A 13,867-nucleotide genomic window follows, 5' to 3' on the forward strand; every position below is an offset into this window, starting at 1 on the left:
GGGAATTGACCGGTATTCATCTGATTAAAGTGCGCAATGCCATCATGGAAGCACAGACATTCACACTGGAAAATGATGATATCTGGCAGTTTTTTACTGATACCTTGGATATTGATCAGGACAGGCTGTTCCGGCTATGGGAAGAAGCTAAAAAAAATTATTAAATATATGAAAGATAGAACCGTAGAATCTTTACGGGTAATACAGAATAATTTCTGTTTTAAATGAATGAGTATTTTTAGAAACACTCATTTTTATCTCTTATTACCAAAATAAGGGAACGCATAAAAATACCCGTTCCCGTCCACGCATAATAAAGCCCAAAGATACTGGGCTTTTTTTATGTCGCAAACAAAATCCATCATATTAGATTTAAACGGTAATCAATTTGATATCAGTTCTCAGCAGCTAATAGATGCCGGCGCACGGAGCTGGGCTGATATGGATTCCATTACTATCAGTCAATCCCTGAGTGCTGATTCACGATCGGTTGAAACACGACAGCAAATATATGACAACTACAGCTTCATGTCCGGCAGTCCGATAATAGCGACAGCACTGAATCTGCATGTCACACAATCTCTGGGCGCACATGAAAATACCAGTGAGGTATTTTTCATTGAATCCAAACCGGAAGCCACTAAAGAAGAAATTAAATACATTAATGAGTTACGGGATAATTTATCACCCATGCTCAATGCAATGGCATACGAAATTACCTATAACGCAACGGTATACGGTGATGCCTATGCACGTATCTACGGCCGGCCGAAAGATGGCATTTTATCCATTGTGCACAATGCAGACTTTAATACGCCGAATATTATTGCTATGGAGCGCGGCGGAAAAACCGTAGGTTATCTGATGGCACTGGAACAGGGTAACAACAACCTGACACCAATGAGCAATAAACAGATAGCCCGTTTACGCTTACAGCGCATGGGTTCTGTACCTCAGCAGCGGATGTTGTATAACGCCTGGCAAACCAATGTATGTGAAGATGATCCAGATAAACATTTACCTCTGCCTAGTCTGGTAGGCGGCTCATTTTTACAGGATGCAGGCGGACCATTCTACATGCTGCAAAATGCCCTGTTCGGACTGAATTCAAGCCGTATTCTGGATTCAGTGCGCGAAAGCATGATCTCAGCGAATATGTCCAATATGAACAAAGCCCAGCAGGACCACTTCATGAAGAACCTGTATAGCATTCTCAAAAACAGTGCGGATTATGTCAATGAAGCCGTTAGAAGCGGTAAGCCCATATCCAGACGCTTTACCCATCTTATGCCCGTATTTGATGAGAAACAGCTAGTACAAGTGGACCACTCCCTAAGCGGTTCAGGCAATGCTTCAGTCTATAACCTGGATGATGTCATGTTTTATGCACGGGTACTGGCGGCTGTACTCGGTCACGATCTGTCTATGCTCGGTTTTTCCGACCAGCTCAGCGGCGGGCTGGGGGACGGCGGTTTTTATCGCGTTTCTGCCCAAGCTGCCTTACGGTCCATCTTTATTAGATCCGGCTTTACCGCATTTGTCGATCACTGCATTGATGTACACATGCAGCTCAAATATGGCGGTACTTTCTATAAGCGACCCTATCAGATTACCTTCATTGGCGCACAAACGGCCATGGAAAAAGAAAAACAGGATGTACAGGAACGCCGCAGTATGTCCGCCGGTAATATCCTTAGCGTACTCAGAGAACTTAACGAGCAGAACTTTAGCGAAACCAGCATGATTAACTTCATGAAAGATCAATTGCAGATGGACGAATCAGATGCAGAGCTGTATGCCGCAGATATGATGAAGGCTCGTGAAGAAAATAGTGCTGAAGATGATGAGGAAAATGGATTCAAACACAAACAAGGAAACAGATATGAGTAACAAAATGCGTACCGGTGTTATCCGTTACAACATTACTAACCGTAACCGTAAATATAGCGGACAACCGCGCAATTTCAATTTATCCAAAGTAGTCAGCCTGATCAATAGCGATTCAGTACAGGAAATGGTGCAGAAAGGCGATATGATCGGTTATCTTGGTCACGGTGTCCGGAGTGAATTCGGACTGATGCCGCAGGAGATGGGTATGACGGCCAATCCAGAGGGTAAGTTACAGTTAATACCTATTGAGCCATGTATCCGGACTATCAGCATTAAAGCTTACGAGGACGGTACTATCGAGCATCAGGCAGAGTTTATCGACAATCAGTTTGGGCGCACTGCATGGGAATGGTTTAAAAATAAACTTGGCGGATTTTCCAGTGTGTTCAGCCCAACGACAGAAAACCCGACCGGCTTTTATGGGTTCGATTATGTCCGTATACCGAATTATGACAGTAATCGCGGCTATGTGGCCGACAGTATCATGTTCGACCTACAGGACGATGATAAACGTCTGACACTGAAACAGCGTGAGGCCATAAAACAGGTCAGACTGGAAGAAAAGGCGGCGATTATGGACTGCATAACACAAAAATATACGTTTATGCAGGAGAAGATGGTTAAGGATCAGGAAACCAATAAAAAACTGAACGATCAACTGCAAAACTTACAGGCTGCTTTTGATTCAGCACAGAAAGACAATGCCGTGTTAAAAGCCAGCATTAGTTCACTGGAGTATGAAAACAGCCGTTTGAGCATGCCGCCGGAAAAAACACCGCCAGAACATCAGCCAAGCATGCGCCTTGATATTAATAAATTCGTGATGGATTCAGCACAAAAACCCATGGCGCGGCTAAGTGTGAATGATAGCGACAGTAATACAGCCGGTACCGATTCTGGCCGTTCGACTACCTATCGCCTCAATTCCGATAATGAATTTAAAGATACTGCCGCCATCATGGATTCATTAACAGAAATCGCGAGCGATATTAATCGACCAACTCCGACCGAACAAACATCATCTCAGATGGTAGACAAAATAAATAAAGCATTTTATTCGGTATGAGGATAAACAGAAATGGCCAGCGAGAGTAATGACAAAATTGCCATACCGGAACACGATGAAAATGGCTTTCTGGTAGGTGTCCGATTCGAAAGACGTAAAAAAAATCCGCAAACACCAACTGTCAGTCAGTCAAAACCGGCAAATAAAGCCAGTAAAACCGGCAAAAAACTGGACGTGATAGATGGCAAACTAGACAGTATCGACACCAGTGTTAATCAGACACTGGATAATACTGAGCTGATATTACGCAATCTGAGCAAATCCAAAAAGGCAGCTAACCCGGTTATTACCATCAATGTTCCCGGTACCCTCTCTGGTAATTCATCTGGTGTTGCAAAAAACAGCCTGCCCGTGCTGGTCAATCAGTCTAAACGGATTATCAGTTCAACCGACCTGGTCAAAACACAGGAAAAAAAACTGCCATCGGTTAAAACACCGCGAGTAATAAAAAACATACCGAATTCTGATGCGGTCCGTAAAATGAACCCGCAGGCAGCTAAGGCGGCCGGCTTGAAAACGCCACGCAAAAACCCGCGGGTAATCAATGCCACTCACCCTGATTACGGCTTGGTACGCCATGTTCCGCGTGAATTACTAGGTGGTCAGCGGAAGCGGGAAAGGGATGAAAAGGGCAGGTTCGTCAAAAGCCAGAAAGAACAGCAAGAACAAACCAAGTTGCTGAAAAAGATTCTTAAAAAGCGCGGCGGCAGCGGATCTGAAAGCAACGGAATATTTTCCGGACTATTCAAAAAAATACCGGGACTGGGCGTATTGGGTGCAATAGCCGGCATAATACCGGGTGTTAATATACTCTCAGGTGCACTTGGTGAAACCGGTTTAGCCCGCTGGGGAGGTAAAGCATTAACCGGCATAGGTAGTGCCGGCAAAAAACTCGGACGCGCTATCGGAGGCGGCAAAGGTAAAACATCTGCCAATGGTAAAATGGGCGCACTGGGCAAACTTGGACGCAAACTGGGTAAATTCGGCAAAATCGGCGGTTTACTCGGAATGGGACTGGCAGCATTAGATGTCTTTGGTGTTGAAAACAGCAATATGGATCGTGCTGATAAGAATAAGCAGCACGTAAAAAATGTTGCCGGACTGGGCGGCAGTTTAGCTGGTGGCTGGGCAGGTATGCAGGCTGGAGCGGCAATCGGCTCAGTCGTGCCCGGCTATGGGACAGCTATAGGCGGAGTGATTGGCGGGCTTGCCGGTGCCATAGGTGGTACAGCACTTGTCGATTATGGTATGGAGAGATTGGATAAAGCAATTGATCCGGAAACCAGTAAGAAAATGCTTAGCTCATGGGATGGCTTTGTGAGCACTGCCAAAGAAGGCATGCAGAAAGTATACAAAACCCTGCCGCAGCCAATACAGAAACTGAGCAACGAAGCGGCTGCAACTGTCAAAACAGCTCAAAAGAAAGTTGAAGAAACCACTAAGGCCGTACAAACAAAAGTAGTCCAGGCGAGTAAGGCAGTTAAAGAAACATGGGATAAATCCAGTGTGGGTCAAGCCACTAATAAAGCTGTTGCTAGTGCAGGCAGCTTTATCAGCAATACCATTGCCTCTATGTCCAAAAAACACGCCAAGGTAGGCTATAAACTGAATGGTAAGAATCTTGATCAAAATGTGATTGATTGTTCAGGCTGGGTAGATGCCGTACAGCAGGCAACCATAGCAGACATTAACCGCAATATCGGTGCCGGCACCATATCAGCAAACAAAGCTAAGGCCATGCACCTTGCTGCGGCACGTGGTGGTGCTGCGGGTGAAGTTGAATTTGCCATGAAGCAGGGCGCAGCCATGCAGGATAACCAGATCACCGAAGATAAACTCAAAGATGGTATGGTCATTGGTATGGCAAAAAAAAATAATGGCCGTTTTAAAAATATTGGTCACATCGTTACCGTTTTTACCGATCCGAAAACCGGTGTCAAAATGATATCTGAATCTGCTGTTGCAGAAGGAAAATTGAAAGCCGGTGTACGGGTGCGTACTCTAAAAGAGTACCTGGCAACCGAAGCTAAACGCCGCAAAGATGATAAAAACCGCCACCTGTATGCAGGTGATCCATATGCGCAGGAACGTGCCAGAATTGATAAAAAAGATATGACCACACAGACAGCCAAAGGTGTGGCTACTGTCACAGCAACAGCTCTTACTCCCAACAGTCCCAAAATATTACCTTCTGGCATGCCTAACTATGCATTTCGCTTTGGTGGCGGTGTAGATGAACATCTGCATGAAGCTTCTCAGAGATACAAAATCAGTGAAGCTACACTACGCGGATTTGCATTAAAAGAGGGTGGCTGGACCGGTAAGGATTCGAGTACAAATGCCGTTGGTGTTGGTCAATTTACAGTAGGCACATGGAGAGGCTTAATTAAAAATTTTCCACAAGAAGCCGCTGCTATCGGTATGACTGATATTAATGATAGTAATAAACTAAAAGCGAATGACCCACGGCGCGATAAAAGGGTGAATTCCATGGCGATGGCTTTATACATCACTAAGGAAATTGACCCTGCTTTAAAACGTTATGGCATACCAATCACAGATGAAAATCGCTATCTAGTCTACAATATTGGCAATGGCGTTTTACCTTTACTTGCAGGAAAAACAATTAAAAATACGAAACTGCGTAAAGACATTGAGAGAGCAATGAAACTAAATGGCAAAAAAGCCAATGAAACCCAGCAGCAATGGCTTAAACGTCAAGGAGGTAGTATTAATACCTTTAAAGCCAAAGCAAATGTGATTAATAATCCATCAACTAAACCAGCACAGCAGGTACAGAAAGCAATTCAGACTAAAAAAGAGGCTAATACACAGGCAGTTCAGTCTAAGCAGGTAAATATCAAGCCACAGGATGTTGCACCATCACCACCTAAACCGACTAACTCGGCACGTCAGCTTGCTCTGGCCGGCTATGTCAGCACGCAAACTGAAAACGGTTCCATTGCACATATTCCAACTAGACAAGTATCACAACCACGGATTGCGCATGTCGTCAGCGGAGGGACAAATGCCTAAATAATCTGCCTGCTTCTTGATTTCTTAAATCAATGTGATTGATAATCACATAAATATTTACTTCAACAAAGTTTATAGAATGAAAAAAATACTGATTCTATTATTGTGTATGTCATTTCCCGCATTGCCGGCTTTTGCTGAGTATAAAAAAGATGAATGTGTTTTAATCAAAGGAAATAATATTACACGGGGAATGTGTAAAAGCGACAGATTTTATTCTAAAGGTTTTGATGCAGGTGTTATTTTTAAGGGTGAAAAATACACAATAACTGTGATCGATTGCAGTAATTATAGAATTGGAGCTTGTAAAATAATTAGTTTATACAGGGATGCTGATCCAAGTTTGAAAACAGATGCAATCGAACAATATCGCAACGATAACCTGGAATTAACAAAGAGCGAAGACGCTAAATTCTACTGTTTAAAGCGAAAGAAATCTACAAAAAACCCGTATGAACTCTGTATTTTAAATTGATTATAAAAGTATTAAAACACAAATAAAACATATTGTTTTTATATCCAAATTAATTTATGGGTGGTTCCCTGCTTTTTTGCATTATTTTAATTTACGTACAAAATAATATGCAGAATCGCCACCTGTTTGAATAAAAATCCCATCGTTTGGAGATAGTATTACAAATTCTTCGGATCCGTCTCCGCAATTAGAATCAACATATATTGATTTATAACTCTGATCTTTATTTATAAATGTTTTGATTAATTGTAATCTTCCAATATAAATATCATAATGGTTTTTATCTTTGTCGTCATCAAGCATGTAACTAATAGCCATATCTAGATCGTCAAGTAATTCTTTACCTGTACGGGTAAGCATTTCTTGCTTATGTAAAACTTTGCCAAAGCATTTCTTAGTCAAATTTTCTTTATAGAATTCTTCGAATCCATGATTCGAAATAACCACAGGTTCTTCACCACCAACCCAAGTACCATAGCTATCATCAATAGAATTATTAAATGCAAAAGCAATTTGAGTTGTAACTACACAAAATAGTGTTAACAGGCATTTCTTAATCATAATATCTTTTTTCATTCTCATAACATAATTAAAATTATCAATGTATTTATATTGTTGTGCAACAAATTTATTAAATATCAAGCCAGAGGATGTTGTACCATCCTCCTCTGGCCGGCTATGTCAGCACGCAAACTGAAAACGGTTCCATTGCACATATTCCAACTAGACAAGTATCACAACCACGGATTACGCATGTCGTTAGTGGTGGTACTACAGGTTGATGTAACTTTTAATTATTAAGATAATATACAAATAAATACATTAATTATCGAAAGAAAATAATGCTTAAAAAATTTGCTTTTTTTACATTAGTATTTTTTCTTACTGCGTTTGCTAATGCAGAGGATTTTGAAAATGATTCTTTACCTCCAGAAGCATTCAAAAAAGATGAATGTGTCTTGATTCAAAAAGGTAAAATTACTCATGGCGCATGTTTAGCTCATTCTTTTTATTTTAAAAGAGGTATTAATGCAGCAATTCTATTCAATGGTATTAAATATCAAGCTGACTTCTTGAATTGCTCTGATAACCCACGACCACATTGTCGAGAAGGTCTTTTATCTTCTGAAAACGATAAAAATTCAAAATATGACGATGCTAAAGAGTTATATAGAAATGCAAACTTTAAAATTGTAAGTGATTCATATCAAAAATTTCATTGCCTTAAGCGGAAAGGAGCAGGAGAACAGGCTTATGAATTATGTTTTAAAAATGTAAATTATAGTGGAAATTAAAAATTGATTTGTAATCTATTATTAGATTAAACCCTTTGAGAATAATATGAAAAAATTATTACTGGCAATATCCATTTCTTTAATTACGCAGCTAACATTTGCTTTTGACAATCCTGTGACTGATAGTTATGGTACATGGGCAGGGAAAGGGCAATTTGGAGAAAAATATAAAATTGTTATTAATAAGCATGGATTTGAAGATTATCACAAGACTAATCTTGAAGAAAAATGCCGTGGAAAACTTTATTTTAGACAAAAATTAATTACTTATAGTGGAAAACAGCTCATTAATAAAATTAATAAATCTACCAAGATGTATCAAGGTGAAGAAGACTATAAAGAAGCGATTGCTTATTGGCAAAAAATCAAAACACGTATCAATCAAAATCAACAATATAAGGTTATCCGTGTTGATTCAGATTGCGCAGATAATTATGAAGAATTTGCCTTTTTATCTCCAAATGAGGGCATTTATATTCATAGTGATCCAGAAGATTCTTATGACTATTTACGTAAGATTCATTAATCAGCTAAAGAATTGTTTAATTTATAATATTTGTTGTTTTTACACATATATTTATTTTGATTTGTTAGCTTAAGTTACAATACTGAATATATTATCATCAGTCTTTCTTATCCTCCGAAAGACATTAAAGCCAGTGTTTACTGGCTTTTTTTTTATTTCAATCCATGCCCGATATAATAACCAAAAAGGTGATCTAATTCTTCTTGTTCACTTGATCCTGTTGTGACACCTATGTCGCTTGTGCAAATAATTGCATCTCTGGGTCTGGCCAGATGATCTAGTAATGCTCGAAGAGTTTCTGGTTTTTTATAGGAGTGTTTTTCTAAACTAGATTTAATTCTATCCAGCTCATCAGAAAAAGAAATCAATGCCTGTTTAAAAACACTAGCATCGAAATATCTAAAAAAACAACTTAAACGCTGATATTCAATCTCTAATTTATAATCGAAAAAACCGGTGTTCGGGCAAATTAAAATAATTCCCACATTCGAAAATTCGCGAGTTTGGATATGAGGCATAAAACGGACGACTGCAAAACGCATTGCTAGCATGTTCATATCAGTCTTCATAATAGTTCATTATTTAGTTTATTAGTTTTAATTCAAAGGGTAAATTCCTATATACATAATGAATTAAATTCATTTATAACGCAAATGCTTAAACACTATAAATACAATATCAGAAGCCAGCGCATGGCTGGCTTGATTTTGTTACAGAATCAAAATTAAGTTGGCTGGTGCTGTCTTACAGCATTTGGATTTGAAAAGGAACTTTTGCTATACATTTTGCTACGATAATTAAATCGTTTTCCATTGAATCAGTGATAGCTATATTTTCATACTGAGGGTTAGCAGCTATAGAGATAATACCTGAAGGTGTTGCCTGTAATCTCTGAACATAAACCAGATCATACAGTATGAAGACATATATCCCATTTCCGACCAAGCTTTGTATTGAGGTATCAATCAAAAGCACATCTTGATTCGAAATGTCCGGGCACATTGTGTCACCCTGGATCGACAGTAATTTAATTGTATTCTCAGATACAGGATGACTGAACAGACCATTGAACTTAGTTCGTGGTAAATCTATCCCTCTTAGTAAATCGTTACCAGTAATTAAAGATTTATTCGTAATTTCTCTGTCCAACCGATTAAAGTAAGTTTTAGTATCAAAATATCTGATAGATACAAAATTATTTTCCGGAGGGACTATACCATCTAGATAGCCGTCAGGCATACCCCATTTATATTCAATATTGCGTGCGGCCCTATCTCCGAATGCACTCTTACCATGTCTGAGTTGTGACACATGTGAATTACAGCCCATTTTTAATTCAGGGTGTTCCTTTATCCATTCATTTAACCTGCGTATCCTGAAATCTCTTATCTGTTCTTGTAGCGCGGTTTTTTTATTTTCAGGTTGTTTCATATTATTCTCTTTGAGCAAATAGAACGGTAATTGTTACACACCCGATAAACGGACTAATTCACAAAACATGCCTTGGCTGCTTAAAAACATGGATTCTACCCGAAGAATAAAAATACAACCAAATTCAGAGTTACAAAATAAATTATAAAATTTTACTTTTTACTTAATTAAAGTAAAATAAATCTTGTTCTAGATATAAACCATATTATTTTTATAATGAGTTATTCAGCTATTGCAGTAGCTAATTCAATTATTAAGGTAGCAAAAAATAAAGGAGTTAATGATTTAACTCCTATGAAGATCCAAAAACTGATGTACTTTGCTCAGTTCTTTTATTTAAAGAACTTTGAAGATAGTGCTTTGATTGATGATAACTTTGTTCGTTGGAGATTCGGTCCTGTTATTCCTTCACTTTATTATCAACTGATAAGTTATGGTTCTGGTGCTTTTAGGGATTATATTCGGATATTAACTCCTAAAAATGAGGCAATTGTATATATGATGTCGGATAATGATTTTATAAGTTGGGAGTTTCTTAATCAGGTTTTTGATAAATTCGGCCATTTAGATGTAATTTCATTATCTGTTTTAACACACCGCAAGGATTCTTCCTGGAGCACTGGTGCCATTGATACAGTTATAACCATAGATGATATGAAAAAATCATCTATATGAAAATTAACTACTTGTTGTATATTTAAGATATAAATATAATATATTTACAACTAAAGGGGATAGAATGATTAATGGCTTTGAATGGAATCCGGAAAAAGCAGCAAGCAATATCAAAAAGCACGGCGTCTCATTTGATGAAGCTGTTACAGTATTTTGGGACAAAAATGCCTTGATAATTAATGATCCAGATCATTCCGAAGATGAAGACCGTTTCATATTGCTAGGAGTGAGTGAGAATTTACGCATATTAGTAGTTATTCATTGTGAAAGAGGCGATACAATCCGTTTGATTTCTGCAAGGACGGCCACCAAGCGAGAACGCAAACAATACGAGGCACATTTATGAAAAAAGAGTACGATTTTAGTCAGGCAAAACGCAATCCGTATTCCGGACAGCTAAAGAAAATAATCACTATCCGGATTGATGAAGATAGTATTACTTATTTCAAAGATATGGCCGATGAAACCGGATTACCATATCAGGTTTTAATGAATATGTATTTAAAAGATTGCGCCGAAAATAAGCGCAAGCTTGATATTAAATGGACTAAGTGAATTTTAGAGAATTGAATAAGCTGCCAATAGGCAGCTTTTTTGTTGGTGGGACTGGCAGGCATCGAACCTGCGACCAATGAATTATGAGTTCACTGCTCTTACCACTGAGCTACAGTCCCGATATTTTCACAAGACAAAGAGAAATAACCCGACCCGTTAAGGGTGGTCAGCTTCAGGTACTGACCAAACTCTAATCTACCGCCCTACTCAATTACCCAAAAATAAACTGCTGCAAATTAGAGGTACTACCCTTACTTATGTACTGCACCCGCCTGATCGGTATCTCATAGAGTAAGTTAATTTGTTACACAAATTAAACGTTTGCAATTGGTATTGTGGTGATAAAAAAACGTAAATTTAAAACCACAAAAACATCATAGCACAGCTAATTTTATAAAGTAAAATATTTTTTATATATTTATAAATTTATTTTGAAAATAAAAACAAAAAACATATATAAATCATAAATAAATAATGAAAATATTAATATTATTATTTACTTAATTTTAGTAAAATGTATATACAATTTTGGCTAAATTCTTGCCAAATTGTGAAGCAAAGGGAACAAAGATTTTTAACTGAAAAACCAACAGTAAGATTGGCGGATATTTCTACGGATAAGATATATGGTTAATGATGATAGTGGTAATAAGGTAGATAGCCCGCGCTTAGAATCTGAAAAAGCTGTAAGTGATGCCGGCATGTCTTCAAGGGTAAAAGAAGCATTCACAAGCTTTGTAGGCACCGGAATATGCGAGATTAAACCCATTACCCAGCAATTAAAGAAGTTCTGCCAGCGTCCGCAAGCCGAACGGTTTCGAATTGCACCGTCCAGGATGGTAGATGATGTTGAGGCCATGCTTAAAAGTATCTGGCGTAATGATAATGACAATAACGAGGCGGTTGATGCCTGTTTGCCAGTAATTGTGATTGCTTTCGGTTCTGCAATGAGGCCGGCACAACCTTCTCGTGGCTGGTCAAGAGTGCAGGGCGAACCTATGTTATTAACTCAGGATGATTCTGTTTACTATGATACGCGCCTGGCTTTTAAAGAGTGGGACGTACAGATTGCTGTCTTTGCGCACGAACAGGAATCCATTACCTGCATTATGGATTTTCTGCGCATGTATTTTTTCCGCTTTAAAAATCATCGCTGGCCAATTGCATGGAAACATGACGGTAAACCCTTTAATACATGGGGAATGCTTAGCGATGGTTTTGAAATTGAAGAAATGGCAGTACCCATATCAGGGCGTACTAATATTATCTGCCACGCCTTTAATTTCCCGATTACTTTCATGATGCCGTATATCGCGGATGAAGTACCGACTATCAAAAGTGTGGATATGCAGATTGAGCCTAATTCGAATATGAAAGTGAAGGGAATTGTTACCAGTCAGACAGAACAGGATTGGCCATCATGTTAATTCAGCTTGAAAACGGTAGTTATATTGATGGTTCGGCTATATTTTCGGCCATTATCCGCAGTTCACTGGTACCGATTCCTTACACCCTTGAAGCCACTATCCGCATTGATGAATCTATCGCACCTTTTTTGCAAGAAGGAAAGGAGTTATTAGTTGGTCCTTATCAGATACCGGTAACCATTAATTATGTTCGCGACAATATCAGTGATGTTTATCAGGGTGGAATGGTACAGCTTCGGCAAATTATTGCCTTGCACAGTAATACTATCGCGATAAGCTATGTTGCGAATAAGGGTATTTTTTTGGAAAAAACCAGCCTGTCTAAAATTTATAAGGCTTGCGGAGCGAAAGCAACCATTGAGAAAGATTTTGTCGTAAATAAGTTCTATTTGTATAAGGGCAAGTATCCAAGCCACCAAATACAGGAAATCTGTCAGGAACATAGCGGTGTTGTACATATTGTGCCGGAAACAAATACTATTGAATTTGCCCGGATTTACGATTTATCCAATCAAGAACCAAAGATGGGGATTGGTGACCGGATACTGAGTGATCATACTCAGCGCAGTGAATTTCTGGAACGGCATGAGGTACCTTCATATGTAAGCTGTGCAAACGATGGCAGTGCCATCAGAGGTAATTTTGATAAAAAACGTAATGTAGTCTTTGTTCCGGAAAAAACTCAGGCTGAACTAAATGCGATGACTGATGTCCTGATCAACGCCAAGGTACTGCCCAGCCGTTATGCGCCGGAAATCAATGCTGGAGATGTTATTCAAACCGGCGGCTGTAAGTTTGTCATTATTACTGCGGCACATTCTTTTATGCAGGCGGCGGGTACAGGCGGATCTGGTGAGGAAAGTTGTTCCAGATTCTGGTTAGGCGTAAGAAATCCGGGAGAGGGTAGTAATGAGTAGTAGTTTATATGCAGCGGTAGTTAAAGAATATATACCGGCAAAACATAGGGCGCGAGTAGAGATATTCGGGTTAACAGATAACAATTCGGGTATCTATCCTGAAGCAGAGATTGCTTACCCTATAGGTGACCTTCATTCAGATACTGAAATACTGATACAAGAGGGTGATGCTGTCTGGGTGTCTTTTGCAATAGCTAATGATGTCCGCGTTCCGCTTATTATGGCTTATCGCAATCCGCCTACAGGTAACATGACAGAAATCAGACGTTTCAGACAGAAAAATATTGAGCTGATTGCAACCGGCTCTGTGCTCATTGATGCACCTGATATCAAGATCAAATCTCAAAATACAACTTTGGATCATACCCAGATGACCGCAACCGGAGTAAATACGCTGTTGAGCCAGACGAATCTCGATGGCGGAGCCACTACTTCCGAGGGCGGTGCTCCAGTGATTACCGGCGGTCTTAAAGTGAAAGACGGAACCGTAGAACATAATGGTAAGAATATCGGCGATACACATACGCATATCAGCAGCGAGCCAGGAAGTCCTACATCTGTACCAGTCTGAAGT

The 13,867-nt window shown here is 39.2% G+C and carries 16 protein-coding genes and 1 tRNA gene; 13 read left to right on the plus strand and 4 right to left on the minus strand.

Annotation, left to right across the window (positions count from 1 at the left end; all coding sequences use genetic code 11):
* Window positions 1–342: 342 nt before the first annotated feature.
* The 4 genes from GYY70_RS00795 (at window position 343) to GYY70_RS00810 (ending at window position 6,467) form a co-directional block, all read left to right on the plus strand.
* Window positions 343–1,890: a hypothetical protein gene (locus tag GYY70_RS00795; RefSeq protein ID WP_174830919.1), complete on the plus strand. Its 1,548-nt coding sequence runs from the start codon at window positions 343–345 to the stop codon at window positions 1,888–1,890.
* The gene (locus GYY70_RS00800) at window positions 1,883–2,956 is read left to right on the plus strand and encodes a hypothetical protein (RefSeq protein ID WP_174830920.1); all 1,074 of its coding nucleotides are present in this window, start codon (window positions 1,883–1,885) and stop codon (window positions 2,954–2,956) included. Before GYY70_RS00795 ends, GYY70_RS00800 begins: the two co-directional genes overlap by 8 nt.
* A gap of 12 nt (window positions 2,957–2,968) precedes the next feature.
* On the plus strand, window positions 2,969–5,992 hold the full coding sequence (locus tag GYY70_RS00805; protein WP_174830921.1) for a hypothetical protein: 3,024 nt from the start codon (window positions 2,969–2,971) through the stop codon (window positions 5,990–5,992).
* Between the two features lie 79 nt (window positions 5,993–6,071).
* Window positions 6,072–6,467 (plus strand): hypothetical protein, encoded by a 396-nt coding sequence (locus GYY70_RS00810; RefSeq protein WP_174830922.1) that lies wholly within the window; start codon window positions 6,072–6,074, stop codon window positions 6,465–6,467.
* Window positions 6,468–6,548: 81 nt separating this feature from the next.
* Here GYY70_RS00810 and GYY70_RS00815 read toward each other — a convergent pair whose 3' ends face one another.
* Window positions 6,549–7,043, minus strand: coding sequence for a hypothetical protein (locus tag GYY70_RS00815; RefSeq protein WP_174830923.1), 495 nt, complete (start codon window positions 7,041–7,043; stop codon window positions 6,549–6,551).
* Window positions 7,044–7,117: 74 nt separating this feature from the next.
* Between GYY70_RS00815 and GYY70_RS12210 the strand changes: the two genes are divergently transcribed.
* From GYY70_RS12210 to GYY70_RS00825, 3 genes are read left to right on the plus strand one after another with little or no spacing between them, the layout of a single operon-like run.
* Complete coding sequence (locus tag GYY70_RS12210) at window positions 7,118–7,249, plus strand: hypothetical protein (RefSeq protein ID WP_255454265.1); 132 nt, start codon at window positions 7,118–7,120, stop codon at window positions 7,247–7,249.
* 60 nt (window positions 7,250–7,309) lie between these two features.
* The gene (locus GYY70_RS00820) at window positions 7,310–7,762 is read left to right on the plus strand and encodes a hypothetical protein (RefSeq protein ID WP_174830924.1); all 453 of its coding nucleotides are present in this window, start codon (window positions 7,310–7,312) and stop codon (window positions 7,760–7,762) included.
* 46 nt (window positions 7,763–7,808) lie between these two features.
* Window positions 7,809–8,288 carry a hypothetical protein gene (locus GYY70_RS00825; RefSeq protein WP_174830925.1) on the plus strand — a complete coding sequence of 160 codons (480 nt, stop codon included), beginning with the start codon at window positions 7,809–7,811 and terminating at the stop codon, window positions 8,286–8,288.
* A 152-nt stretch (window positions 8,289–8,440) separates the two neighbouring features.
* On the opposite strand, the gene GYY70_RS00830 is transcribed toward GYY70_RS00825, so the two are convergent.
* Together GYY70_RS00830 and GYY70_RS00835 are read right to left on the minus strand one after the other, a co-directional pair.
* On the minus strand, window positions 8,441–8,857 hold the full coding sequence (locus GYY70_RS00830; protein ID WP_174830926.1) for a DUF3037 domain-containing protein: 417 nt from the start codon (window positions 8,855–8,857) through the stop codon (window positions 8,441–8,443).
* 175 nt (window positions 8,858–9,032) lie between these two features.
* Window positions 9,033–9,719 (minus strand): S24 family peptidase, encoded by a 687-nt coding sequence (locus GYY70_RS00835; protein WP_174830927.1) that lies wholly within the window; start codon window positions 9,717–9,719, stop codon window positions 9,033–9,035.
* Window positions 9,720–9,935: 216 nt separating this feature from the next.
* On the opposite strand from GYY70_RS00835, the gene GYY70_RS00840 reads away from it, so the two are divergent.
* From GYY70_RS00840 to GYY70_RS00850, 3 genes are all read left to right on the plus strand, one after another.
* A complete protein-coding gene (locus tag GYY70_RS00840) occupies window positions 9,936–10,394 on the plus strand; it encodes a Panacea domain-containing protein (RefSeq protein WP_174830928.1) in 459 nt (152 codons plus the stop codon).
* Between the two features lie 64 nt (window positions 10,395–10,458).
* A complete protein-coding gene (locus tag GYY70_RS00845) occupies window positions 10,459–10,740 on the plus strand; it encodes a BrnT family toxin (protein WP_174830929.1) in 282 nt (93 codons plus the stop codon).
* Entirely contained in the window at window positions 10,737–10,949 is a 213-nt protein-coding gene (locus GYY70_RS00850; protein WP_174830930.1) for a BrnA antitoxin family protein, read from the plus strand. Before GYY70_RS00845 ends, GYY70_RS00850 begins: the two co-directional genes overlap by 4 nt.
* Window positions 10,950–10,992: 43 nt before the next feature.
* Here the strand turns inward: GYY70_RS00850 and GYY70_RS00855 are convergent.
* A tRNA-Ile gene (locus GYY70_RS00855) sits at window positions 10,993–11,068 on the minus strand.
* A 507-nt stretch (window positions 11,069–11,575) separates the two neighbouring features.
* Here GYY70_RS00855 and GYY70_RS00860 point away from each other — a divergent pair.
* Genes GYY70_RS00860 through GYY70_RS00870 form a run of 3 tightly spaced genes read left to right on the plus strand, consistent with a single transcriptional unit; the run spans window position 11,576 to window position 13,864 of the window.
* Entirely contained in the window at window positions 11,576–12,376 is an 801-nt protein-coding gene (locus GYY70_RS00860) for a hypothetical protein (protein WP_174830931.1), read from the plus strand.
* On the plus strand, window positions 12,370–13,293 hold the full coding sequence (locus GYY70_RS00865; protein WP_174830932.1) for a hypothetical protein: 924 nt from the start codon (window positions 12,370–12,372) through the stop codon (window positions 13,291–13,293). The genes GYY70_RS00860 and GYY70_RS00865 overlap by 7 nt, the downstream gene beginning before the upstream one ends.
* The gene (locus tag GYY70_RS00870) at window positions 13,286–13,864 is read left to right on the plus strand and encodes a hypothetical protein (protein ID WP_174830933.1); all 579 of its coding nucleotides are present in this window, start codon (window positions 13,286–13,288) and stop codon (window positions 13,862–13,864) included. Before GYY70_RS00865 ends, GYY70_RS00870 begins: the two co-directional genes overlap by 8 nt.
* Window positions 13,865–13,867 lie beyond the last annotated feature (3 nt).

The organism is Snodgrassella sp. ESL0324 (genome assembly GCF_013344955.1).
GTDB classification, from domain to species: Bacteria; Pseudomonadota; Gammaproteobacteria; order Burkholderiales; family Neisseriaceae; genus Snodgrassella; species Snodgrassella alvi.